This is a genomic window from Rhodococcus sp. 2G, assembly GCF_001886355.1.
Taxonomy (GTDB): Bacteria; Actinomycetota; Actinomycetes; order Mycobacteriales; family Mycobacteriaceae; genus Rhodococcus; species Rhodococcus pyridinivorans.
Window position 1 is genome coordinate 38,058 of sequence record NZ_CP018064.1, and the last position, 24,074, is coordinate 62,131.

Sequence of the window (24,074 nt, forward strand, 5' to 3'; positions counted from 1 at the left end):
CCTCCTCGCAAGATCTGCTAGATAATCTATATTATCTAGCAAGGATCGATCGAGTGCTACCGCTCCTCGATCGCGACTGACCATAGTCAGGAGGCCACGTACCTTGATGTTCTTCCTGCTCCTCGGAGCGCTGCTACTGCTGTTTGGGCGCCTGTGGAGCCGTAGCGCGACCGAAAGTGGCCGCCCTCTTCATCCTGGCATGCGGAGCGCTGATGTTCGGCATGGCAGCGCTCGCGGCCGCGTCCTCCTGGGCGGTCAGGCTTCCCGTCCCGTTGAGCTCGACCATCCTGCTGGCGACACGCGCATACGCGTACGTCCGCGTCCGGCAGAGCGTCCAGACCCCAACTGACCTGCCACCATTGGCACAAGAGCACCGCATGCCCAACGTCGGAAGTCTCGCCGACTTGCCTGGACAGTACGAAAGAGGAGTCAGATGGAGAGTTTCAGCGAGCGTGTTGACCGTCTGGCTAATGAGAAACACCAAGAGAGGCAGCGGCGCTCCGCGGCTGCGATGAACTTAGGTCCTTACTCTCCCAATCTCGCACGAGAGGTCTGGCAACTCTGCATAGAGTTCCGTGATTACCTTGAAGCTAAAGGGGTTTCACCGAGAAAATACCGGCTCAACGAACATCGCTGGTACAGCCCTGCCTGGTCTCCGCAAGGCTACGCGCTGTCGGTGGTACACGATCGCATGAACGACCGCTCGCCTGAATATCTCCGTTACCTCGCATTGATTACCACGGCAGGGGCCCTATGGGAGTACTCGTCGGGCACGAACTACATCGGCAGGCTCGGAAGCGGATTTACCCTTACCGATACGGGTCAGCAGGTGCACCGTGGTCAATTACAGATTGGCGGTAGAAATATCGGACGCGACGACAGTGGCAAGTTGATATTCCGCCCCGCCAACTCGGACGAAATGCCTGCCGCTGTCTCTGAGAGTTTCGCGCAAGCAGCGGCACGACTATTCGATAGCCACCGACACATACGAGAGCGCTAGTCAGCATCGAGGATCGTGAAAGTCACCCCATGACCCACCTCGGAAGTCTCGCCGATCGGTTCGGAGAGTTCCTCGTCTACCGCAGCACGGGCAAGCCGTCGGCGGCCACCCTCAAGGCCTATCAGCAGGATTTCACCGCAATCGCCGATCTTCTCGCCGCCCACACCGGTGTTCCGGCCGACGACCTGGCCTGCAATGTGGTCGACAAGGACCGGATACGCGCGGCGTTCGCGGCCTACGCCGACACGCACTCCCCCGCCTCGATCCGGCGCTGCTGGTCGACATGGAACGCCCTGTGCAGCTACCTGTTCACCTCGGATCTGATCGTCGCGAACCCGATGGATGCGGTCCTGCGCCCCAAGGTCACCAAGACCGTACCGAAGGCCTTCGACCAGGACGCGGTCGAGAAACTGATCACCGCGCTGACCACGGACAAGGACGACAACGCGCACGCCTGGCGAGAACGCGACCTCGCCATCGTCCTCACCGCACTGCTCACCGGATGCCGCCTGTCCGAGCTGGTCACCCTCAACATCGGGGACTTCCGCGATCTCGATGACACCGGCCGGCTCAAGGCCATCACCGTGCACGGCAAGGGAAACAAGCAACGCGTCCTCACCGCCGAGCCCGCCCTCGTCGACGTGCTCACGTCCTATCTCGACTCGCGCCTGCAGCGATTCCCCGGCAGCGGCAAGGCCCGCACCTCCCCCACCGCCTCGCCCTGGCGCCGCCTACGAGCCATCGATCCGCTCTTCCTCGGTGCCGATGGGGAACGCATCACCGCACCCACCATCCAGTACCGGGTCGAGCGCGCCTATCGCCGGGCCGGCGTCAACGGACAGCGCGCGAAAGGAGCTCTGGTGCACCAGCTCCGGCACACCTTCGCGACCTCACTGGCCGATAGTGACGTCAACATCTACACCCTGATGCGACTGCTCGGGCACGAGTCGATGACCACCACGCAGCGTTACACCCAAGGCGCCGGCAAGGAAACCCGCGCAGCCTCGGCAACCAACCCGGTCTATCGGCTCATCGAGAAGAACGAGACGAGGCACTGACGTGACCGCGCCGATCCCCTGACTCGATCGGACAGCGTGGGGTGGGGGTTGGTAAAGCTCACCTGGGTTGGCTGCTGCGAAGGACGGCGACTACTGCTCGGGGGCTGAGTCCGGCGTGGCGGGTGCCTCGGCGCAGCACCGGTCGGTATCGGGGTTCCGAAACATGCCGGGGAAATCCTGACGGCCGCATCCGGGACCCCAGGCGCGTCACCGTCGAGGGAGTTGGGGAAGCCGCGGGTCCCAACCGCACGATACGAGCGAACCGGCCGGATCGCAGACCCAACGACCCTCCGTCCTGCGCTCGCTGTTCCCGGACGAACTCGACGATCTCCCCGTTGCCGGGGGTTCGCAGTACCGACCCCGCTCGTCGAGCCTCGACCAACCGGGGGACAGCGCGCTGCCGAAGTCGAGCGTGCGCCTCATCATGGTCGAGCGGTATCCGACTCAGTGGAGGGTTCCAGGACCACCCGAAACCGTTCGACGCCGGGATACAGCTCACCGAGCGATTCGATCGCGAAGCCGACCGATCGGTAGAAGCCGACACCGTCACGATCTGTCTGGGCCTCGATCGGATCGCCGGGATACCGGGCTTGAACCCACCGGATCATCGCGGTACCTATGCCTGTGCGCTGCCGGCAACGAGCGGTCGCGATATGCAGCAGCTCGACTCGACGAGGCATATCGCGACCACCGGGATGACCGAGGTAACCGACGACGCCGACAACAGAGCCTTCCAGGAACACTGCGGCCAGTTCGGCCGGCCCGGCGAGGTAACGGGCCCGGACGCGGCCGAGACGCTCAGCGTCGGTGCCTCCGACGGCAAGATCGAGTAGATCGACGACACCTTCGACGTCGATACTTGTCGGTTCGACGACGAAGCTCGGCATGGCACGCAACGCTACAACCCACACCGGTCCGTGGTGGTCGAGACGGACAGGAATGGGTAGGTGGTGCGGCCGGTCGGAGTTGGGTCCCGTGGGTTGTCAGCGACGCCGGTTCGCGCTGATGGGGACTGCTGCACGATTCGGTGACAGTGTCACCTGGTCCTACATCAGTCCCTTTCGCAGTCGGCAGCGGTTACGTTTACGGCCGCGTCGTTGCTCTATCTGACCCGGTGAAACATCCAATGCCGAAATAGTGTTCGGTGGAGTACCGTCCGCTGTATGAGGCTGCTCGTCACCGGTGGCGCCGGATTCATCGGTGCCAACTTCGTCCACCAGACCGTCGCGGAACGCCCCGACGTCCGGGTCACGGTGCTGGACGCATTGACGTACGCCGGCACCAAGTCTTCGCTCGACGCGGTGGCCGACAAGATCCACTTCATCCACGGCGACATCGCCGACGCCGACGTGGTGAACCGCCTGGTGGCCGACGCCGACGCCGTTGTGCACTTCGCCGCCGAGTCGCACAACGACAACTCTCTGGCCGACCCGTGGCCGTTCGTGCGCACCAACGTGGTAGGCACGTTCACGCTGCTGCAGGCAGTCCGCGACTACGACGTCCGCTACCACCACATCTCCACCGACGAGGTGTACGGCGACCTCGACCTGCACGACCCGGCCCGGTTCACCGAGTCCACCGCCTACAACCCGTCCAGTCCCTACTCGTCGACGAAGGCGTCGAGTGACATGCTGGTGCGGGCCTGGACGCGGTCGTTCGGGATCCGGGCGACGCTGTCGAACTGCTCCAACAACTACGGCCCCTTCCAGCACGTGGAGAAGTTCATTCCGCGGCAGATCACCAACCTGCTCGACGGCGTCCGCCCCAAGCTCTACGGGCAGGGTCGCAATGTGCGCGACTGGATTCACGTCGACGATCACAACCGCGCCGTGTGGACCGTCCTCGAGAAGGGGCGGATCGGGGAGACGTACCTGATCGGTGCGGACGGCGAGGTCGACAACCGCACCGTCATCGCGATGCTGCTCGAGATCTTCGGACGATCCGCCGACGACTTCGACTTCGTCCCGGACCGGCCCGGCCACGACCTGCGGTACGCGATCGATTCGACGCGGCTGCGCACCGAGCTGGGGTGGGAGCCGCGCTATCGGGACTTCCGCAGCGGCCTCGAGGCGACCGTGCAGTGGTACCGCGAGCACCCCGAGTGGTGGCGTCCGGCGAAGGCCGCGACCGAGGCCGGATACGCGCGCACCGGGCAGTAGCGCACGCGCTTGCTACCGCCAGATCGGGTGCTCGCTTTCCACCACCGACCCATCCGTGCGGAATATCAGGTACCTGTCGAAAGTCTTTGAGAACCAACGGTCGTGGGTCACCGCGAGTACTGTTCCCTGGAATTCGCTCAGCGCTACTTCGAGGGCTTCGGCTGATTCGAAGTCCAAGTTGTCTGTCGGCTCGTCGAGCAGGAGCATGGTCGCCCCGCTCAGCTCGAGTAGCAGGATCTGGAACCGTGCTTGCTGGCCACCCGACAGTTCGTCGTAACGCTGTTCGGCTGCCCGTGCCAGTCCGTAGCGGGCGAGTGCGCGTGAGGCATCTTCGCGGCCGCGGCCGTCACGTTGGTTGTCACCCTGGTGGAGGACCTCGAGCAGGGTCTTGTCGGCGAGGTCGGGGCGCACCTGAGTCTGCGAGAAGTAGCCGGTTCGGACACGGGCGCCTAACTGAACGCCGCCCGTGTAGGTGATCGACCGGCGCGAGGACACCCTCTGCAGTTCCGCGTCTGGGTTGCCTTCGGTCGCCAGCAGCGCGAGGAAGTGCGTCTTTCCGGTTCCGTTGGGTCCTACGACCGCGATGCGATCGCCGTGGAACAGCTCGGCGTCGAAGGGCCGGAATCTGTCCGGGACCGAGAGCTGGTCGCAGCGCAGTGCTCGTTTCCCTGTTCTTCCTCCCTGCAGGCGCATCGTGAGACGTTGAGGCCGCGGCACTTCCACGGGCGGTCCGGCCTGTTCGAATCGGTTCAAGCGTGTCACGGCCGCCTGGTAGCGGGCAGACATTCCGTCGTTGTACTTTGCTTTCTCCCGCAGCGTGTTGACGAGTGTGCGAAGTCGGGTGCGCTCCTCGTCCCACCGTTTGCGCATCTCGTCGAGGCGGTTGTTTCTGCGGTCTCGCGCGTCGTCGTAGCTGTCCAAACCTCCGCCGTGGGTCCATGAGACAGCGCCGGCACCGGTTGGCTCGAGAGTGATGATCTTCGTTGCGCTGTTTGCCACCAGCTGGCGATCATGACTGATGAACAGCACCGTCTTATCCGAGTCCGTCAGCCGTGTCTCGAGCCATTCCTTGCCGGCAACGTCGAGGTAGTTGTCGGGCTCGTCGAGGATCAGGAGGCTGTGGGGTCCGGTGAACAGTGCCTCGAGGACTAGCCGCTTCTGTTCGCCTCCGCTGAGCATCTCGACCGGATATGACTGCGCCTCTGCGGACTTCACACCAAGAGTTGACTCGGTGACGAGGTCCCAGCTCGTCTCGACGTCGAATCCGCCGAGGTCGGACCAGTCAGCAAGTGCTTGAGCGTACGACATCTGACTCTGCTCGTCGTTTCGCGCAGACATTGCACGTTCGGCGGAGGACAGTGCTGATGCGGCAGCCTTGACGGTCGGTGATGCCGTGGCGACGAGGAGGTCACGGATCGTGAGTCCTGGGATTGCTTTGCCGATGAACTGGGGCATGACCCCGAGGGATCCCGACCGATGGATGGATCCTTCGTGCGGAGACAATTCGCCGGTCACGATGGATACCAGGGTGGATTTTCCGACGCCGTTGGGTCCGACCAGGGCTGCCCGGTCGCCCTGCCCGAGTTTGAAATTCACTGAATGGAACAGAGGCCGGCCGTCGGGTAGCGAGTAACCTAGCTCTGTCACGTCGATATGCGCCATACGGCTCCTCGCGCCCCGTTTCAATCACGCCTGGTGACCGGTTGGTGTCCCTGCCTTGCCATCAACCGACCGCGACGCTATCACACCTGTGATAGCGTCTTCGTGTGAGCTACGTAGAAGAGGGTCGGTCGGCGCGGGAGCGGGTACTCGACGCCGTCTTCGCAATGGTCGTCAAAGGCGGCATTGGCGAGGCGTCCCTGCGGAAAGTTGCCGACGAGTCGGGCGTGAACATCGGGTCCGTCCGCCACTTCTTCGGTAGCCACAGTGGACTACTCAGAGCAGCAGCGGAGGAAGTCGGTAGCCGAATGGAGTTGCGCCTCAAGGCGGCCAGCGCCGAAGCGTCCCTCGATACGCTCGAGGGCCGGCGCCGCTACGTCGAGGCGGTGGCACTCGCGCTCCTCCCCAGAGTTGGAGCGCCGATCGACGATCACATCGTCTTGGTGGAGTTCGTCAGTGCCGCACGCGTGCTTCCGGAACTACGGGACGCTGCCGCTCAGATGGGTCGAGATATGCGCAGCGTGGTCGCGGAGGCCTTGTCGAGTGCGGGTGTCGACGACGTGGACTTCGAGACCGAACGGCTCGTGGCCCTCATCGACGGTCTGACGTTCGAGCTCGTCTATCCGCATGGCATCGAAGACATCCAGCGAACCAGGGACATCCTGCGAGGCCACATCAGGATGGTCGTGACGTAGCGCGTCCCGCTACACACCTCCCGCTGGCAACGCAAGCCGGCCGAACCGGAGGACGAAGGAGAGGCTATGCCGGCATGGCTGTTGGCTCTGGCATTCTCGGCACTGGTGTTCTACACCGACGACTACGTCATCGCCGGTGTTCTCCCGGAGATCTCGGCAGATCTCGATGTTTCGACCGGCACTGCCGGCCAGCTGGTGACTGTCTTCTCACTCGTCGTCGCAGTAACAGCACCGATCGCGGCTGTACTCACAGCAAGGCTGGCACCCCGTCAGGTTCTCACGGTCGCGGCGACAGCCTTCGGCGCCGCCAACATCGCCGCGTCTCTGTCTCCTACCTTCGGGATCCTCATGGCTGCAAGGATCGTGGCTGCGGCAGCGGCGGCCGCCGCGACACCGTCGCTGTTCGCGCTCGCGGCACGGTTGGCTCCACCGGAACGAGTTGGGCGCTACGTCGCCGTCGTCGCGTTGGGGGTCACTGGAGCGATCGCGGTCGGAGTGCCAGTCGGGACATGGATCAGCACCCTAGGGTCATGGCGAACGACATTCGCGTTCATGGCCGGCCTCGGATTGCTCGTTGCCCTGGCACTGGCGGGGACACTGCGGGCCAACACAGACCTTGGCACGCCGATTCCGCTCGCGGACCAGCTACGGACGCTCGCCGCGCCCGCCGTGTCATTGGGGCTGGCGGCCAATATCGTCTTGATGTTCGGATCGATGATGATGCTGACCTACCTGGCGCCGTTTGCACTGGACACCGCCCATGTGGATGCAAGCGCACGCGGCCCACTGTTCGCCGTATCCGGTATTGCCGGGATGGTGGGCATCTGGGCAGGCGGACGAGCGACGGATCGCCTGGGCCCCGACACGACGCTCGCCATCGGAGTCGGCGTCTTCGTCACGTCAATGATTGCGCTGTACGCGGTTTGGGTGAGCAGGCCAGTTCCCCCAGGTGTGCTGTATCCACTCGTCGCAATATGGGGTGCGGCCGCCTTCTGGAATTCGCCCGCGGTTCAGGCTCGACTTCACATGCTGGCAGGCCCGGTATCCACGCAAGCACTGGCATTGAACACTTCTGGCACATACCTCGGCGTCGCAGTGGGCGGTGCCGTCGGCGGCGTCGTCCTCGACACCTTTGGTAATGGAGCCCTGCCTATCGTAGCGGCCTGCGCGGGCATAGCCGCTCTCCTGCTGTTCCGCGTGGCCCAACGCTACACATCAGCGAACGCTGTGACGTAACCGGCGCCCCAGAGGGAGAACGCCGACACCCGGCACGACACGAGCGCGACATACGCGGCAAACCACGACACCGGTATCACAGCTGTGATAGGGTCGCGAAACAGGCGCCGAAGTTCCTACTGCTTCACGAAATCGATTGTCCACCAACCATACTGAAGTCCGGATTGGGTTACGTCGAGGGGGAAACGCGCATGCCTATGGACATACGAATCGAACCATTCAGCGCCACACACGCGGAGGCCGTTCTCGCGCTCTTCGTTGATGCGCTCAGCAGCCACTACGGTGGCGATCATCTCGCACACTTTCAACGGCTGATGGATGCCTATGACAACGGAAACATCGACGACGTCGGGTACAACTCGACCAGACAGATCGGCGTCGTTGCCGTGTGCGCCGAGACATCGTCGGTCGTCGGGTTCCTGAACTACGTCGTCAAACGGCACGGTACAGCGAAGATCAGTCCGCTCATTGTCGAACCGGCGGCCCGCGGGGCCGGTGTCGGCCGCCGCCTACTCGAGCACATGTATCAGTCGTTGTCCGATACGGGCGTGAGGAATGTCTACTGCACCGTGGACAAGCTGAACCGCTCAGCCAGCACCTTCTTTGCTCGTCAGGGCTTCCAGGTGCTCGGGGAATCGCGCGATCAGTACCTGAAGGGTCATTGCGAGCTGATCCTCCAGCGCAGTGTCGCCCACCCCGACGGGATGAAGGCGGCCGACGGAGTGGTGCTGATGAGGCCTCACACTCCGGAGCATTGGGACGCGTTTGATCGCGTCGCACCAGATCTCTCGTCGAATGAGACTGCACGGCACCCGATCTCGGAGATTCGCGAAGCTGCCGAACGTCGACCGGACGACGTCGAGTCCAAACCGAAGATCGTCTATGTCGCCTACAGAGGCGCTGCCGTTGTCGGCGCTCTCGTCCTCTGCCCGAAGAAGGGAGGCTCGCTGAAAGTATCGACCGCGTATTGGGCAGACGAACCGACGCTCGGGGAAATTCTGGCCCACCTCGAATCAGTGGACGAGTTCCTCACGACAGACGGGCGCGTGTATGTGCATATGCCCATGCAATCGCACGTCGTGCAGGTGATGCAGACTCGTGGCTGGCGGCTGGACGCGATCATCCCTGGAGCGGAGTCCGACAACACCGTAGCCGGCCAGTGGAGCACCGGTCATCTCGATGCGGCGGCTCAGGATCGACTCGAGTGGATGGACTATCACGTCGAGCTGCAGGAGATGATCCACGGGCGGGAGTGGAACAAGTTCGAGACACCGCAGGAGCTCGCGATCAGTCTGATGGCGGAGGTCGGTGAGCTCGCTCAGGAACTGCAGTGGAAATCCCAGACCGGGATCCTGGACTTAGACACTCAGTCCATCGCCGCGGAGTTGGCCGACATCTACAACTATCTCTTCCGGCTCGCCTGGCATCTTGACATCGACATGCTCGGGTCGTGCTTCGACAAGCTCGAGAAGGTCAAGCAGAAGTACCCGGTTGCGTTGGCCAAGGGCAACACCCGCAAGTACAGCGAGCTGGTATGACGGCCGAAATCCACATGTACCGCCCGCAAGTCGCACAGCGCTCCCTGGCCCTCCTCGAGGGGGTGTTCGAGTCTGGGTGGATCGGCTTGGGACCGATGACTGAGCAGTTCGAGGAGGCGCTCGCTGACCCCGAGCTGCTCGGCAAGCATCCGGTCGCAGTCAACTCGGGGACCGCAGCGCTACATCTGGGGCTCATGGTCGCGGACGTTCCCCGCGGATCGACGGTCATCGTGCCGGCCAACACCTTCATCTCGACCGCGGCCGTCGTACTTCAGCACCAATGCCGGGTTGTGCTCGCTGACATCGAGCCAGCCACAGGCAACATCGATCTGGAGTCGGTCAGGCACATCCTCGAAACCGAAGGTGGCGTTCGGGCGATCATCCCGGTGCACTATGCGGGAATACCGTGCGACATAGCCGGGCTCTCCGAACTCGCGGTCGAACACGATCTCGTGATCATCGAAGACTGTGCACACGCCGTCGGCGCTCGATGGTCCGATCACGCGATGAGCGAGTCACCCCACATCCAGGCGTACTCATTTCACGCCACCAAAGCCATCGCGATCGGCGAAGGGGGCTGCGTCACCTTCCCCGACGCGGAATCCGCCCAGCGGGCAAAGCGGCTGCGCCGGCTAGGAATCGATATGTCCACCCGCTCGTGGAGCACGCCCTACGACATTCCCGAGATCGGTTGCAAGTACAACATGGGCGACGTCGCAGCCGCGATCGGCCTCGCGCAGCTCGAGACTCTCCCCGAGAACCAGCGACAGCGCCAGGCGATTCTCCGGAGGTACCGCGACAACTTCATGGACACCGGAGTCACACGGGTGGCCGAAGCCCGGGCGGGTGATCTGTCCGCCGGGTTCGCAGTGCCCATTCGAGTTCAGAACCGAGAGACTCTCCGCAAGAACCTCCACGTCGCGGGAATCGAGACCGAGATCTACTTCCGCTCTCTGGCGGACTTCCCCATCGGCAGCACGCGACCCGTTCCGCGCGCACAACGGTTCGCGGAAGAGGTGTTGTGTCTTCCCATCCACCCGGGGCTGACACTCACCGATGTCGACTACATCAGCGAACAGGTCTGCAAGAACTTGGAGTGAGATGAAACTTCTCTACGTCTTCAGCATCTATCTTCCCTTGACCGGCGGCTGCCAGGACCCGATCGATCAGGCAGCCCCCTATCTGACCGCGGATGGCCACGAAGTCCACGTGCTGACGAAGAGGTGGCCGACAGACCTCGCAGCGGAAGAGACGATCAATACGGTTCACGTACACAGGATCGAGTCGGCGATTCTCCCGAACGAACTGGTGCGGATGAGCCGGGACGTGCGCAGGTTGATCGACGAGATCGAACCGGACGCGATCCACGTGATCGGCGCCAGGCGCCCACTGCCGTTCTTTGCACTGATGGCCGCACGGTATCGCGGCATCCCGGTTGTGATGACGATCGGAGGCTGGGATATCCCGGACCCGGACGATCCCGAACCGGGAAAGGTGTGGGACAGCGGCAAGCATCTCGTCCGTGGCTCGCTCCTGCAGGCCGACCAACTCAACGCGGCCTCCACCGACCTGACACGATTAGTGCGGCTGGAGTTTCCGCACATCACCGATGTTCCAGTGATGCAGGTGGGAATCGACTGCGATCTGTTCGCTGAAGCGAGGCCCTACGCCCACCACAAGCCCTACGTACTGTCGCTGCGACGGCTGGAGGAGTCCAAGCAAGTCGACAGGGTAATCAGTGCGTTCACCGAACCACCACTCGCAGATCGGAACATCGACCTACTGATCGCCGGCGACGGCCAAGAAGCAGGGCGGCTACGCCAACTGACCGACGAACTCCGTCTAACAGACCGCGTGAAGTTCCTCGGTGAGGTCGACATCAGCACCGCAGCCCGACTACTCGCAGGGGCCGAGGCAACAGTGGTGGCGTCACGCGCTGAAGGCGGCGGCCTCGTCAACGTCGAAGCCCAGGCAGCCGGAACACCCGTCATCGCAACCAACGTCGGCGGCATCACCGAGTACGTCGGCGGTGAGCACGGCGCACACTTCATCTCCTCCGCCAGCCCAGAGGACATCGCTTCAGCGATCGTCCACTGCATCGACGACGCCGAGCACCGCAAGGCCCTCATCGCGCACGGACTCCGGAATGCCCGGAAGTTCGACACACGAGAGCTGGTGAGGGGATACCTCCGCGTGTACGAGAGCCTTGCCGCCGAGGCCCGAACCAAACGCTTCGAACCCTGGTCCGACCTCACAAGTGATCTGTGGTCGGCCTTCTCGCGAACCGATACGACTACCCACGCCACGGCGACGGCGGAGTCCGTGCCGGTGGCGCTGCACCCGCTGGGTAAGTCCGCACAGCGCTGGTGGTACACGCGAAACGTGATTCTCGGAAAGACCATCTGGTCCGACGAGGACAACACACGGATCGGGGCACTCCGATCGCGCTTCGACGACAACGCGTTGATGGCCGCCTTCGCAGAAGCCGCCGAGTGGGGTCGCACTGACCTAGATGAGGTCGCGACATACGGGCTCGCAAACACATTGGGGGGACAATGATCTCGAACCACTTCTACGACGCCTTGGCGCCGCACTACCAGTCTGCGAGCGGTGTGAGCCCGCAATTCAACGCACGAGTCGATGCGCACGTCGCGCAGAAGGTATCCCGTGCATCGTCCTGGCTCGACATCGGCACGGGCGACGGACACCGAGCCATGCGCATCCTCGCGGCGAGCACCGCGCAGCCGACACGCCTCCTCGCGTGCGACAGCAGCGCACAAATGACTGCCATCGCTGAAAGGACCTGCACGGGATTCGCTGTGCAGAACTGGAACCCTGCCGAGACCGAGCCTCCCGCCACATTCAACAACGTCGCCCTGATTTCCCTACTGGGAAACGTCTTCGGTCACGTTCTCACCCCGTCCGATCGATCGATTGCGATGCGCCGGGTCGCTGCAGTGCTCTCCCCCGGCGGGCAGCTCGTGCTCGACTTCAACAACCGACGCAACATGCGCCAGTACGGGTGGACGAATGTCACACGTCGCGCTCTCCGGTACGCGGCCGGAGGCGACGACGGCACGTTCGTGGCACGGAAGAACATCGACGGCACCGAGATCTCCACCGGCGTCTATCTCGGAACCGTGAAGGAGTACCGAGACCTGCTCTCGGCCACAGGTCTCGACGTGACCGAGACCCTGTTTATCGACTATCGGACCGGCGCGGACGCCGGACCGCTGACCGGACAAGCACTGCTCGTCGCCACCAAGCCTCAAGGAGCCACCACAGCATGAGAGTCTTCGTCGCAGCACCGTTCGGCCCGTACCTGGGCACCGACGGCACATTCGACCCGATCTTCCGCCGCCACCTCGAAGACCTGTACACCCATCTGTCCTCGGCTGGTCTCGAGTACTTCTCCGCTCAGGTCAACGAGAACTGGGGTGCGTCACCACTGACCCCACCCGAGTGTGTTCCGATCGACTACAAGGAGCTGGCCTCCGCGGACGCCATCGTCGCGATACTGGGCAATCCGCCCTCTCTCGGCGTAGCCATCGAGCTCGGCTGGGCCAGTGCCCTGCAGAAGCCCATCCTCATCGTCGGCACCGCGATCGCTGCCAGCTCCATGATCGCGGGCCTCGACCGGGTCGCCGACGTGCGGTTCATCGACTTCGACTTGGGCAGCGGGCCAGGCGCGAGTGGCGCCGACATCGGGCAGCTCGTTCTCGACCAACTTCTGTCCTAGCGAAAAACACCGGGGAATGTCATGGGTGACTCCAGCAGGCACTGCATTGCGGTAGCAAGCGTGGATTTCGGATGGGGAGGAACGGGGGCACTCGCCAACATCCTGGCGGCCCTCGGGAGCCGAGCGGTCGACACAGACATCGTGCTGGTCGGATCACGGCTCGGCCGGCACCTGATGTCGAGCGACTTCCACACCCGCTACGAACCGTCCTTGTCGACGATGCTCCGCAGCGGGGCCCGGCCCGACATGGTCGTATCAGTACTCGACGCCGAGACAGCGAAGGAAGCAGCCCAGCTCGGGATCCCGGTCGTCTTCGTTGACCTTCTCCCCTTCCTCTGGGGCGCAAGCCAAAGAGACTGGGTCCCGTACGACGCGGACGTCTATCTTGCCCAGTCAGTCGCCGGCCTCGACAAATTCTCGTCCGTGCTGCCCGCACACGCGCAACCGATCGAAGCGGTGATCTCCCCAACCGTCTCATCCGCCGACGCCGGCCATCCGGACCTCATCGAATGGGACTGCACCATTGTGCTCGGCGGGTTGCTCAGCCCCCAACAATCGGACCGGGACGGCTACGTCCGCGCGGTAGTTCCGTCCATCCTGCGAGTCTTGTCCGAGTCCGGGTCGCAGTCTGTGAGGGTCGTTGGCAACCTATCGAGCGACGCCACCGCCCAGATCTCCGCCCTCTGCCGGAATCTGGGCCTGCACCACGCGGTTGGCCCTGTGCCGCCCAGTGATTTCGGCCAACTGCTGCGACGTTCCAAGGTCATCGCCGCACAGCCAGGACTGATGACGCTGCTCGAGGCGAGCGCGTCTGGCCGGCCGCTGGTTCGGCTGCCTCCCCAGAATGTGGCGGGGTTCGTTCAGACCGCCGGCTTCGATACCGTCGTGGGCCCCGACGGCGCGATGCACTGGCCCGACACCGTTGTCGACATCCCTCGCCTCCTCGAGCTACGGGCCGAAGGCGAAGAGGCTGCGAACGACCACTGCTACGGGCAGATCAATTGCTTTACAGCCCACCAGGATTGGCAAGGCGCGTCCTTCGTCGATGCCGCCCGCGAGGCGTTCCGCTCCGCCCAGACGGTGCAACCCCGCCGACGGCGATCCTTCTTCGAGCAAAGTGGATCTGGTGGAGCTCACCAGGTAGCAGCCCACATTCAGGCGCTTCTGTCATCGAAGGCGAGGGCATGAGCATGAGCATGCAGACCATCGACAGTGTCAGGGGGCTGGCCGCCGAGTGCAGCCGCCGCCGGAACCAGATCAACGCCCGCGTCACGGCTATTCCTCTGGACGATCTCCGGCGCTGGAAATTCACCACTGACGGTAGCCTCGCCCACGACACTGGACGATTCTTCCGCGTGATGGGGGTGCGGACGAACAACCCAACACGGCCGACGGCGACGCTGGAACATCCGATAATCGACCAGCCGGAAGTAGGAGTCCTCTGCCTGTTTGTCACCCGGATCGGTTCCGAGATACACGGTCTGGTCACGTTCAAGTTCGAACCGGGCACACCCGACGGCATCGAGGTTGCGCCCAGTGTTCAAGCGACACGCAGCAACTACGAGTCAGCGCATGGCGGCGTCGCGGTTCCCGCCGTCGAGCTGGCTCTCGAAGAGACACCCTCTATCGCCGATGCCCTTCAGCGCGAGCAGGAGTCCTGGTTCGCAGGCAAAGTCAACCGCAATCGCATTCTCATGCTCGACCACGCGATCGCACTGGATGTCGGGCGCTCTGTCCCTGACAGCGTATGGGTTCCTGTCGACGTCCTCCTGGCCGCGTCGCTGCGGAGCCGGCTGCTGAATATGGACCTTCGATCCATCCTCTCGATGTGGCCGAGCGACCAGGACCCCACTGCCGTGGCGCCGGCACCGGTCCACACGCCATGTGCCCGGCGCGCAGACATCGAAGAGATACCTCTTCGCGCTCTGACTGGTTGGGAGGTCAACGACACCATTGAGCGTGTCGACCGTCGCTACTTCTCGATCGTGGGGCGCCGGATCGAAAGCGCACCCGACCGCGAGGTGCCGTCCTGGGATCAGCCTCTGCTCGCTCCGGTCGGGATGGGGCAATGCACCCTGCTCGTTCGACACGACCACGGCGACGGCCTGGTCGAGGCGTTGGTCACCGAACGTGAACGCGTCGGCTCCATTCGAGGCGTCACTCTCGAACCCACGCACCAACGGGGCGATGTCACCGACTGCAGCACCGAGACACGACGAGCCGCCATGCTCGCCGAAGCATCAGACCTCGCTCGATGCGAACGCATCTGGTCCGCTGTCCACTCCGAGGAAGGTGGCCGGTTCAGCGGAGCACTCGTCACCTACCAGATCGGGCTTGTCCCGGACACGTACCCGCAGCCTCCTGACAAGCAGTGGGTCTCTCTCGACAAGATCGACACCGCCATCGGCCACGGCGACCGCGTCAGTGTGGAGCTTCGGACCTGTATCACCATGCTCAAAGCCCTGCTCCGTTCCGAAGGCTGGCTCGCGTGATCGGGGCCCTCGGGTATTCCGAGTACCTCCAGCGCAGGACGCTTCCGCTGCTCCGCGCTCTCAACCATGCCTCATCGCATGTGTGGGTCGGTACGACGCACACCACCGGCACGGAACACCATCCAGATGTCGAGCTAGTTCCACGTAGTGCGCTCCTCGGCAACGACGCCATCGACTGCGTGTACATTTCGAGCGCCACAGGCCAACACTTCGACGACTGTCGAGCGGCCCTCGACGCCGGCAAGAAAGTACTCGTCGAGAAGCCTGTGTGTCTCACGACGGCGGAACTCGACGTTCTCCACACCACCGCGCGCGACAACGGCCTGGCGGTCTTCGAATGCCTTTCCTACCCGTATCACCCGGCATGGGAGATCTACCACCGCCGCATTCGTGCACACCAGTGGGACGGACCGGTCTGTGTCACAGCGACCTTCTGCATACCCACACGCCCACACACCGACTTCCGGATGCGGCCGGGGCACGGAGGCTCACACGCGGACCTCGGCACCTACTGCCTCGACGCGCTACACCGCTTGGGCGCAGGCGTAGACGGTCTGCTGCTGCAGCCGGGCTCACTCACAGGAGCCAGCACCGACATCGAGGGCTCGGCCGTCGGGTGCGGCGAGATCGGAGGAATGCCAGCCACGTACACAGCAGAGTGGGGATTCGGGGATCGGTACGCCAATCGAGTCACGGTCAGTGATGAGTCAACCGCCATCGAGATCGACCGCGTCTTCTCCCTACCACCGGACCACAACGCACAGATCCGCGCTCGGCGCGCGGAGAAGACCGTGACGACCCTGGTGCCTGCCGAGAACGCCACCCAGCTGTGCCTCAGTGCCGGCCTCGCTCGCATCTCTGCTCAGGGCGCGTCCGGCGTCCTCGGCGCCAACAGCATCCGACGGCGCGTCGCCGCACTCGAATCGATGAACCGAGCCGGGGCCACAGATGACTGAAGTACTCGTAATCGGGAACCGCGGACTAGTCGGATCACGTGTGGCCAGCACCTTCACGCGGGCCGGGCATTCAGTTCACGGTCTCCCCAGCAGCGCAACCTCGACCCTGCCAGCGAGTGTGCACGCAACCGACTATGACCTGATCATCAACGCCGCCGGGCAGATATGGGGCGACCCCGCGACAATCCGCCGCCGGCTCGAGACCGCCACGGCAGACGCGATCGACGCCGCCACGGCTGCCGATTGCCCGCTCATCCACATCGGATCCAGCCTCGAGTACGGCCCGCGAAATTCCCCCCAATGGTCCGACGAGACCGCGGAACTTCGTCCCACTTCGCCCTACGCGCTCTGCAAAGCAGCCACCTCGGAACAAGTATTGGAATACCCGCGCGGCGTCGTCATCCGCAGCGGTCTCGTCCTCTCACGCGATATCAGCTCACAGAGCCTGCTCGGGAAGATCCGAGATCAGGCGGCGGCCGCCGCCGCGCCCACCGACACGGTCCCCGCGGAAGCGCTGTCCATGGTGAGAAACCCCGTCCACGTCGATGACCTGGCCAGCGCGGTGGCCACGATCGCGAGGTTCGCACTCCAACAGCGACTCACGCACAATGTGTACAACTGTGCAGGGCCCTCCGCAACGACTGTAGGGACACTGGCCGCTCACGTGCGCAAACAGTACTCATTGCCGCCGCTCGAGGTCGATCCCAGCGTTCCCGCGCTCTACGACCTCATCTCTACCGACCGGCTACGGCAGGAGACCGGATGGCAGCCCCGATACTCGATCGAAAGTGGTGATTGGCTTGACTGAACACACCCTGACCACAGCAACTGAACGAGCTCACCAGCTGCGCGCTCAGATCGAGCAGTCGGTTCGGGAGTATCACGAACTCACCGCAGGGGCAGAGAGCCGACACAACCGTGCCGGATTCAAGATGCCGTCCGGTGCCGTCCTCAACGCCGACGACCGAACCGAGGCAGTCCTGGCCGCTTTGGATCTGGAGATCACCAGCGGCGAGGCAGTCACACGATTCGAGCGAGCAATCGCGCGCACCATGGGCACTCGAAACGCCGTCGCGTGCAACTCCGGTTCGTCCGCGAACCTCCTCGCCTTCTCGGCACTGTGCGATCCAACGCTCAACGGCCACATCACACCTGGATCGGAGGTCATCACCAGCGCCGTGGGGTTTCCCACGACCGTCGCACCGATCATCCAGCACGGGTGCATACCGGTCTTCGTCGATATCGACCCCACAACGGGCAACATCGACGTCGACCAGCTCGAGAAGGCACTCTCACCACGCACCCGTGCGATAGCGCTGGCACATACGCTCGGCAACCCGTTCCGCGCCGACCTCGTCCGCGAGTTCGCCGACCAGCACAACCTCTGGCTGCTCGAGGACAACTGCGATGCTCTCGGCGCAAAGGTGGGTGGCCGCCCGACAGGGTCGTTCGGCCACGTCTCGACCGTCAGCTTCTACCCAGCACATCACATCACGTGCGGCGAAGGCGGCTGCGTAGGAACCGATTCCGTACAGCTTGCCGCAATCCTGCGGTCCTTGCGCGACTGGGGACGCGACTGCTGGTGCGCCCCCGGAGAAGACAACCGATGCTTCAACCGCTTCGGCAAGCAATCCGGATGCCTCCCCGACGGATTCGACCACAAGTACGTATTCTCTCGAGCCGGATACAACCTCAAGATGTCAGACCTTCAGGCCCGTATAGGGCTATCCCAGCTCACCCGACTGCCCGAGTTCGGCGCCGCCCGCCGCCGCAACTGGGACACGATCCACTCCCACCTATCGGACTGCGCCGCTGTATCCACGTTCGTCGCAGAGGACGCGGTCACACCGTCCTGGTTTGGGTATGCATTCACCCTCGACCCCAACACCGCCCTGGGCCGCCGTGAACTGCAGATAGAGCTCGAACGCCGCGGCATCGGTAGCCGGGTCGTGTTCGCAGGCAGTCTCGTGTCCCAGCCCATGATGCAGGGCCGGGAATGCCGCATTGTTGGCGATCTCCCCCACGCCGCCACCGTGACCGCGCAGTCCCTCTGGGTCGGCGTATACCCCGGCCTGACCGAATCCGATGCCAACTACATCGGCGAGACCATCCGCGAGCTTGCGACCCTCACCTGATCTTCCAGCCCGAGAACCGTTCACCGCCCACTACAGGAGAAGCTGTGCACATCAACAGAATTGCAGGAATCGTCCTCGCGGGAGGCACGGGTACCCGGCTTGCACCGACAACTCGGGTCGTCAACAAGCACCTCTTGCCGATCTACGACCGCCCCGCTATCAGCTTCTCCCTCGACGTCATGAGGGATTGCGGCGCCGAGACTGTGGTCATCGTCGGAAACGCCGCCGATGTCACCACCTACTCCTCGATCCACGACTGGCTCGGCTACCAGGACCTGCCCATTCGAACGGTGGTTCAGGAACGCCCGGACGGTGTCGCCGGCGCCATCGCATGTGGACACCGACAATTTCGAGGGACAGATTTCAATCGATTCATCGTCATGCTCGGGGACACCCTCTACATCGGCCCGACAGATTGGACCCGCGAGGTCGTCGATCGAGTCCGTGGCCACGGGGCATCCGTCGCAGTAACCGAGCACCCCAACCCACGAGACTTCGGCGTCGTCGATTGCGCTGCGGACCGCTCCGTACTGCAGGTCAGGGAAAAGGTCCCTGCCGATGGCCCGCGGCTCGTGTGCACGGGCTTGTACGGATTCGATGACACCCTCGGCGATCGCCTGCAGGCAATCACGCCCTCTCGCCGCGGCGAGCTCGAGGTGACGTCACTTCTGAACTCCTACGTCACGGACTCCACTCTCACCGCGGTGACCATCCCCCAGTGCGTCGAGTGGTTCGATATTGGTACCCCCGACCGTCTCCTCGACGCATCGATGACCTATCGAACTAAAGTTCACCGACGAAGCGGAACATCGTTCGAGACGATCGGAGCGCACTGACAGGTGCACTGATGGGGTATCGCCACCGCCCCACACAGGCAGAGCGACCGGCTCCCCGAAAAGGGCACGTCCCGAGACTAGGGTCAAGGCCATGCAGGCATCCTCACGGCCCCGGCCCGGTGCGCTGATCACCCTCGGCGTGTGTGCAGTCCTCGCTGTGTGCGACCTCTCCGTCCGACCGGCCTGCGCCCACAGCGGACCCGAGTCCTTTTGTCGCTCTACCGGACCGCACCGGCGGATCACCTGAGGTAGCGGGCCCGGACGCGGTCGAGACGCTCAGCGTCGGTGCCTCCGACGGCAAGATCGAGTAGATCGACGATACCTTCGACGTCGATACTTGTCGGTTCGACGACGAAGGTCGGCACGACACGCAACGCTACAACCCCCACCGATCCGCGACGGTCGAGACGGACAGCAATAGGTAGGTGGTGCGGCCGGTCGGAGGTCCGGTCCCGTGGGTTGTCAGCGACACCGGTTCGCGCCGATGCCTGTCGCGGGATCGACCGCGCCGTAGCCGGCGGGGTCCGCTGCAGCGAACGATGTGATCGCCTCGACGAACCGGCCGAGGAAACTTCCTCCACCGTGGCCGGCATCGTCGACGACAACGAGGCGGCTGCCGTCCCACCAGCGGGAGATTTCCCATGCTGTGTCGAGCGGGCCGGACACGTCGTACCGGCCGTGGACGAGAATCGTGGGGATTCCGGCGAGCCGGTGCATGCCGTGAAACAGTTGGTTCTCGGCCAGGAAACAGTCGTTGCCCCAGTAGTGGGTGACCAGGCGCGCGAACACCATCCGAAAGACGGGATCCTGGTACCTGCGCGAGGGCGTCCATCCGGGAGCCAGCGAGATGTGGGTGTCCTCCCATTCGCACCAGCGCAACGCCGCGTTCTCGCGGACAGCGGCATCGGGATGGGCGAGCAGGCGTGCGTAGGCAGCTGCGAGATTTCCGTCTCGCTCACCTTCTGGCACCGGTTCGACGAACCGTTCCCACTCGCGCGGGAAGACCCGCCGCATGTCGCGGGTGATCCACTCGATTTCCCGGCGTCTACCCGAGGTGATCGCACCTAACGCCATCCCGATCACTCGCTCGGGATGTGTTTGCGCGTAGGCCAATCCGAGAGATACGCCCCAGGAGACCCCGGCGATGACCCATCTGTCGATTCCGAGGTGTTCACGAAGACTCTCGATGTCGGTGATGAGATTGCCGGTGGTGTTCGTGGAGAGGTCGATAGCTGGATCGTCGACGCGGGGTGTGCTGCGCCCGCAACCACGCTGATCGAACAGCACGGCACGAAACAGACGCGGGTCGAAGTATCTGCGCATGCCCACGCTGCAACCGGATCCCGGGCCTCCATGGAGGTAGACGATCGGAAGACCTGCCGGATTGCCGACGTTTTCCCAGTACACCGAGTTGTTGTCGGATACTGGCAGGAATCCCGAGTCGTACGGTTCGATCGCTGGGAACAGATCCATTCGTGTGAGTCTGTCACGGCACACGCACCCACCCAGACCCCGATGGTGCGCTGTCGATGACGGTTGAGGAGGACGAGAGATGGGCGCGTTCGACCGTGCCGCTAGCCGGAGTGGCCTGCCTTGGCTGCGGTCAGAGTCTGCTCGAGCAGCACAGCGATGGTCATCGGACCGACCCCACCCGGCACCGGTGTGATGAGTCGGGCCGGTTCATGCCCGATACCGGACTGCGTGTCGTGGTCGGGGTCAGGGGGTGATGGTGGCGTGGGCGGTGGCGGACACGGCGGAGTGCAGGCCGGTGGGCCGGCCTTGGCGAGTAGACCCGGCAAGGATGCCGAACACGTCGAGGGTGGGATTGGCGACCGCAGCCGGAGAAAGGGAAGCCCTGCCCTGGGTGCGCCAGCCGAGCGCCTGCAGGAGGGCGGCGATCTCGGTGTGCCAGTGCTCGGCGGGAACACCGCCGGCGACCACCGCAGCGGTGACCCAGCCGGCCTGCCGGTCGAAGTCGGTCCTGCCGGCCGGCAGCCGGGAGATGATGTGCCGCCACAACAGCAGCGGTCGGTCCCGGCATCGGCGGGCAACGGCGGTCGGTGTCAGCCGCCCTTTGCGCACCCCGATCAGGCCGAGCGCTCGCGCGCTGGCCCGCAACCGGGCTACCGGGACGGTCATATCCTCACGATTCGCCGCGCCGATCCACCACCGGGTCACGCCGGTCCGGTCGGCGAGGTGCTCGACCAATGTCGGTGGCAGGTAGCCGGCGGCGGTCAGCTGCACCCCGTCGCCAAGCACCTCGAGCAGCAGCCGATACGGCTCGAGCAGCTGCGCGGCCTCCGACTCGCCGACCTCGACCACCGGATGGGTGCTCGCCCGTTCCAGCAGCTGCGTGAGCGTGGGGTCACCGTGGAGTTCGAGTCGGGTGCGTAAGGCGGCGAGCTCGGCGGGCACCGGAACCGGTGAAGCCATCGCCGCGGCGATCGCAGCCGTGGCCTCGGCCGGATCGAACCGGTCGGGATGCCAGTCGAGCGGCAGCCAGTGGTGGGCCTCTGCGGCGGTGTCGAACGGTGGCGGGACCGCCGCCGGGTCGCAGCCGCCGCGCACCCAGGCCGCCAGGTCGGTGTATCCCCAGATGCCCCCGCAGTCCTCGGGTGGGCAGGCATTGCGGCCGGTGATGCAGCGCGCCGCGGGGGGTGGTTCGTCGAGGACTGCTTCGACCTGCACCACGTGGCTCCAGCCGTCACCGAAGTCGTAGTCGTACCAGAGGCGATCACCGGAGCCGGTCAGCAGCTGATCGAGCCGCACTGTGTCCTCGAGCACCCCCTCGTCCCCGTCCTCGACGTCGAAGGCGGTCACGAAGTACGGGGACCGGGGATCGCTGCCGGTGCGGAAACGGTGCAGATGGCCGTCGAGCCAACCCATCGCAGCCTGGAGCACCCGGTGCAGTCGGTCGAGGGTCAGATCCCCGGGCAGCTCGAGCCGCCGCCACACCGGCGGCTTGGCGCCGAGCAGATCCACCCGGACCCGTACACCCCGGACCCGGTCCGGAATCGCCCCGACGACCGGGTCCGGGGTGCGCAGCAGCTCGTCGAGCCACCCCCGGGCGCCATCGGCCCGGATCGCGTCCACCACGGCCTGTTGCTGCTGCGGGGTCAACGCGGCGATCAGCTGTTCGGCGCGCCGCTGTGCATCATCCGAAGTCGCCACGATCACCAGTGAACCACCGGCCGTGCCCACATCCCCCACCGACCCGGTGCCGACAGATCTCGGCACTGCCTGTGTCGGCACCGACAAGACAGCGCAGCCAAACCAGGGAAGAAGAAAGGAGCCCCAGGTCGCTTACTCGAGGCAGAGGCGGCACTGGGGCGTTCGCGAACGACGATAGCATCCTTTCGTGACTGACGCTGTGACTGCCTCCACACGAGACGAGCTCGTATCGCTACTCACCATCGAGCGGCTTGCCCCGTATCTTCGTGAGAGCGACGGCAACATCGACCTCGCCCTCGAACTGTATTCGTGGAATGCGGCGATCGCCGCCGCAAGCATGGAAGTAGTCGCATACATCGAGGTCATGCTGCGCAACGCAGTCGATCGTGAGCTCTCGAGATATGCACACGAGGAACAGCGCAAGCTTCCGTGGTTCCTGGTGCCGTCCATCACCGGAGAATCGCACGACGCAATCAGCAAGAGCATCGAGGCCACTCGAACCCGACTTCGGGGACTCAGCGCGCACCGGGACTCCCGCGACCAGATCATTGCCGGTCTGTCATTCGGGTTCTGGACGGAATTGTTCGGATCGAAGCACGAAGACCTATGGCGCGCCGCACTCAGCAACGCTCTACCCGGAACACCGGCAGGAAGACGGAAGAACGTCACCGCCAAGCTCGAGCGATTGCGCCCCTTCCGGAACCGGCTCGCCCATCACGATTCCCTGCTCTCCCAGGATGTCCTGTTCCAACTCGAAGAAATGCTCACGCTCGCGGAGTGGATGAGCCCTGGTGCTCGAACATGGCTCGAACGCCACGAGAAGGTCAGCGACCTCTATCGGCAGCGCCCAGTCACCCCGATCGACACCCTCGTAGTCCCCGCGACCGAAGCGTGGGATCTGTACGAAAACAACGGCATCTACATCTGTCCGGCCGGACGGAACTTCCGACCGAGCAAATACTTGGCTTTCTACGCGAACAAGGAGATCAAGCCGACTATCGCACAAATCCTCTACCACAGAGACAACGTCGAATGGACCACTACCGAAGCCGCCCGCCTGTCGACCCTGGCAGGTGACGCGAACAAGAACGACCGAAAGATCGCAGCCGCAATCACTGCCAGCCGAGCCGCAGGCTGGACGGGTGGGCGTTATCAGATCTTCCTGCTGAGCCGGATCGGAGACCCCAGGACCATCGAGCTCAAAGCTGCTATCCCGCATCTCCACAGCGGACGTGGATCAGCGTTCGTGCAACGTCATCGTTATGTCTCGCATCATTCGCTCCAGTCAGCGAAGGACACCTCAGATGTGAAGTGAGCAGCGGAGATCGCAAGGACAAAAGGCGGCTACCCTTTCGCTCCATCAGCGTCGATACGCCGCAGGTCCACGCGCTGCACTACGG

23 protein-coding genes are annotated in these 24,074 nt (G+C 64.1%); 17 read left to right on the forward strand and 6 right to left on the reverse strand.

The features are described 5' to 3' along the window. The first annotated feature begins 433 nt into the window (after positions 1 to 433). Complete coding sequence (locus BO226_RS27390) at positions 434 to 1,000, forward strand: hypothetical protein (RefSeq protein WP_156895394.1); 567 nt, start codon at positions 434 to 436, stop codon at positions 998 to 1,000. A 29-nt stretch (positions 1,001 to 1,029) separates the two neighbouring features. Further along, positions 1,030 to 2,058: a tyrosine-type recombinase/integrase gene (locus tag BO226_RS25025; protein ID WP_071936591.1), complete on the forward strand. Its 1,029-nt coding sequence runs from the start codon at positions 1,030 to 1,032 to the stop codon at positions 2,056 to 2,058. Between the two features lie 422 nt (positions 2,059 to 2,480). Here BO226_RS25025 and BO226_RS25030 read toward each other — a convergent pair whose 3' ends face one another. Beyond that, on the reverse strand, positions 2,481 to 2,945 hold the full coding sequence (locus BO226_RS25030; RefSeq protein ID WP_083543765.1) for a GNAT family N-acetyltransferase: 465 nt from the start codon (positions 2,943 to 2,945) through the stop codon (positions 2,481 to 2,483). A gap of 276 nt (positions 2,946 to 3,221) precedes the next feature. Here BO226_RS25030 and rfbB point away from each other — a divergent pair, with 276 nt between their 5' ends. Next, entirely contained in the window at positions 3,222 to 4,217 is a 996-nt protein-coding gene (gene rfbB / locus BO226_RS25035; RefSeq protein ID WP_071936593.1) for a dTDP-glucose 4,6-dehydratase, read from the forward strand. 12 nt (positions 4,218 to 4,229) lie between these two features. Here rfbB and BO226_RS25040 read toward each other — a convergent pair whose 3' ends face one another. Further along, positions 4,230 to 5,879, reverse strand: coding sequence for an ABC-F family ATP-binding cassette domain-containing protein (locus tag BO226_RS25040; RefSeq protein ID WP_071936594.1), 1,650 nt, complete (start codon positions 5,877 to 5,879; stop codon positions 4,230 to 4,232). A 104-nt stretch (positions 5,880 to 5,983) separates the two neighbouring features. Here BO226_RS25040 and BO226_RS25045 point away from each other — a divergent pair, with 104 nt between their 5' ends. From BO226_RS25045 to BO226_RS25110, 13 genes are all read left to right on the forward strand, one after another. Beyond that, entirely contained in the window at positions 5,984 to 6,571 is a 588-nt protein-coding gene (locus BO226_RS25045; RefSeq protein WP_071936595.1) for a TetR/AcrR family transcriptional regulator, read from the forward strand. Between the two features lie 66 nt (positions 6,572 to 6,637). Next, positions 6,638 to 7,807, forward strand: coding sequence for an MFS transporter (locus BO226_RS25050; protein ID WP_071936596.1), 1,170 nt, complete (start codon positions 6,638 to 6,640; stop codon positions 7,805 to 7,807). A gap of 191 nt (positions 7,808 to 7,998) precedes the next feature. Next, positions 7,999 to 9,345: a GNAT family N-acetyltransferase gene (locus BO226_RS26860; RefSeq protein ID WP_156895395.1), complete on the forward strand. Its 1,347-nt coding sequence runs from the start codon at positions 7,999 to 8,001 to the stop codon at positions 9,343 to 9,345. Between the two features lie 14 nt (positions 9,346 to 9,359). Beyond that, the gene (locus BO226_RS25065; RefSeq protein WP_071936597.1) at positions 9,360 to 10,445 is read left to right on the forward strand and encodes a DegT/DnrJ/EryC1/StrS family aminotransferase; all 1,086 of its coding nucleotides are present in this window, start codon (positions 9,360 to 9,362) and stop codon (positions 10,443 to 10,445) included. Position 10,446: 1 nt separating this feature from the next. Further along, positions 10,447 to 11,904 carry a glycosyltransferase family 4 protein gene (locus tag BO226_RS25070; protein WP_071936598.1) on the forward strand — a complete coding sequence of 486 codons (1,458 nt, stop codon included), beginning with the start codon at positions 10,447 to 10,449 and terminating at the stop codon, positions 11,902 to 11,904. Then, the gene (locus BO226_RS25075) at positions 11,901 to 12,635 is read left to right on the forward strand and encodes a class I SAM-dependent methyltransferase (RefSeq protein WP_071936599.1); all 735 of its coding nucleotides are present in this window, start codon (positions 11,901 to 11,903) and stop codon (positions 12,633 to 12,635) included. The genes BO226_RS25070 and BO226_RS25075 overlap by 4 nt, the downstream gene beginning before the upstream one ends. Beyond that, positions 12,632 to 13,084: a nucleoside 2-deoxyribosyltransferase gene (locus tag BO226_RS25080; protein WP_071936600.1), complete on the forward strand. Its 453-nt coding sequence runs from the start codon at positions 12,632 to 12,634 to the stop codon at positions 13,082 to 13,084. Before BO226_RS25075 ends, BO226_RS25080 begins: the two co-directional genes overlap by 4 nt. A gap of 60 nt (positions 13,085 to 13,144) precedes the next feature. Further along, entirely contained in the window at positions 13,145 to 14,272 is a 1,128-nt protein-coding gene (locus BO226_RS25085; protein WP_156895396.1) for a hypothetical protein, read from the forward strand. A 2-nt stretch (positions 14,273 to 14,274) separates the two neighbouring features. Beyond that, positions 14,275 to 15,576: an NDP-hexose 2,3-dehydratase family protein gene (locus BO226_RS25090; protein WP_071936602.1), complete on the forward strand. Its 1,302-nt coding sequence runs from the start codon at positions 14,275 to 14,277 to the stop codon at positions 15,574 to 15,576. After that, entirely contained in the window at positions 15,573 to 16,532 is a 960-nt protein-coding gene (locus BO226_RS25095; protein ID WP_071936603.1) for a Gfo/Idh/MocA family protein, read from the forward strand. The genes BO226_RS25090 and BO226_RS25095 overlap by 4 nt, the downstream gene beginning before the upstream one ends. After that, the gene (locus BO226_RS25100) at positions 16,525 to 17,340 is read left to right on the forward strand and encodes an NAD-dependent epimerase/dehydratase family protein (protein WP_071936604.1); all 816 of its coding nucleotides are present in this window, start codon (positions 16,525 to 16,527) and stop codon (positions 17,338 to 17,340) included. Before BO226_RS25095 ends, BO226_RS25100 begins: the two co-directional genes overlap by 8 nt. Next, a complete protein-coding gene (gene rfbH / locus BO226_RS25105) occupies positions 17,333 to 18,667 on the forward strand; it encodes a lipopolysaccharide biosynthesis protein RfbH (protein ID WP_232238165.1) in 1,335 nt (444 codons plus the stop codon). Before BO226_RS25100 ends, rfbH begins: the two co-directional genes overlap by 8 nt. A 44-nt stretch (positions 18,668 to 18,711) precedes the next feature. Further along, positions 18,712 to 19,503, forward strand: a complete 792-nt coding sequence (locus tag BO226_RS25110) for a sugar phosphate nucleotidyltransferase (protein ID WP_071936605.1) — start codon at positions 18,712 to 18,714, stop codon at positions 19,501 to 19,503. Positions 19,504 to 19,742: 239 nt separating this feature from the next. Here the strand turns inward: BO226_RS25110 and BO226_RS28490 are convergent, their stop codons facing one another. From BO226_RS28490 to BO226_RS25125, 4 genes are all read right to left on the reverse strand, one after another. Next, positions 19,743 to 19,868 carry a hypothetical protein gene (locus BO226_RS28490; RefSeq protein ID WP_269666664.1) on the reverse strand — a complete coding sequence of 42 codons (126 nt, stop codon included), beginning with the start codon at positions 19,866 to 19,868 and terminating at the stop codon, positions 19,743 to 19,745. 97 nt (positions 19,869 to 19,965) lie between these two features. Next, complete coding sequence (gene pip, locus BO226_RS25115; protein WP_071936606.1) at positions 19,966 to 20,976, reverse strand: prolyl aminopeptidase; 1,011 nt, start codon at positions 20,974 to 20,976, stop codon at positions 19,966 to 19,968. 101 nt (positions 20,977 to 21,077) lie between these two features. Further along, the gene (locus BO226_RS28495; RefSeq protein WP_071936607.1) at positions 21,078 to 21,302 is read right to left on the reverse strand and encodes a hypothetical protein; all 225 of its coding nucleotides are present in this window, start codon (positions 21,300 to 21,302) and stop codon (positions 21,078 to 21,080) included. Continuing rightward, the gene (locus BO226_RS25125; protein WP_232238166.1) at positions 21,220 to 22,674 is read right to left on the reverse strand and encodes a plasmid pRiA4b ORF-3 family protein; all 1,455 of its coding nucleotides are present in this window, start codon (positions 22,672 to 22,674) and stop codon (positions 21,220 to 21,222) included. The genes BO226_RS28495 and BO226_RS25125 overlap by 83 nt, the downstream gene beginning before the upstream one ends. Positions 22,675 to 22,861: 187 nt before the next feature. On the opposite strand from BO226_RS25125, the gene BO226_RS25130 reads away from it, so the two are divergent. Beyond that, positions 22,862 to 23,989 (forward strand): hypothetical protein, encoded by a 1,128-nt coding sequence (locus BO226_RS25130; protein WP_071936608.1) that lies wholly within the window; start codon positions 22,862 to 22,864, stop codon positions 23,987 to 23,989. Positions 23,990 to 24,074 lie beyond the last annotated feature (85 nt).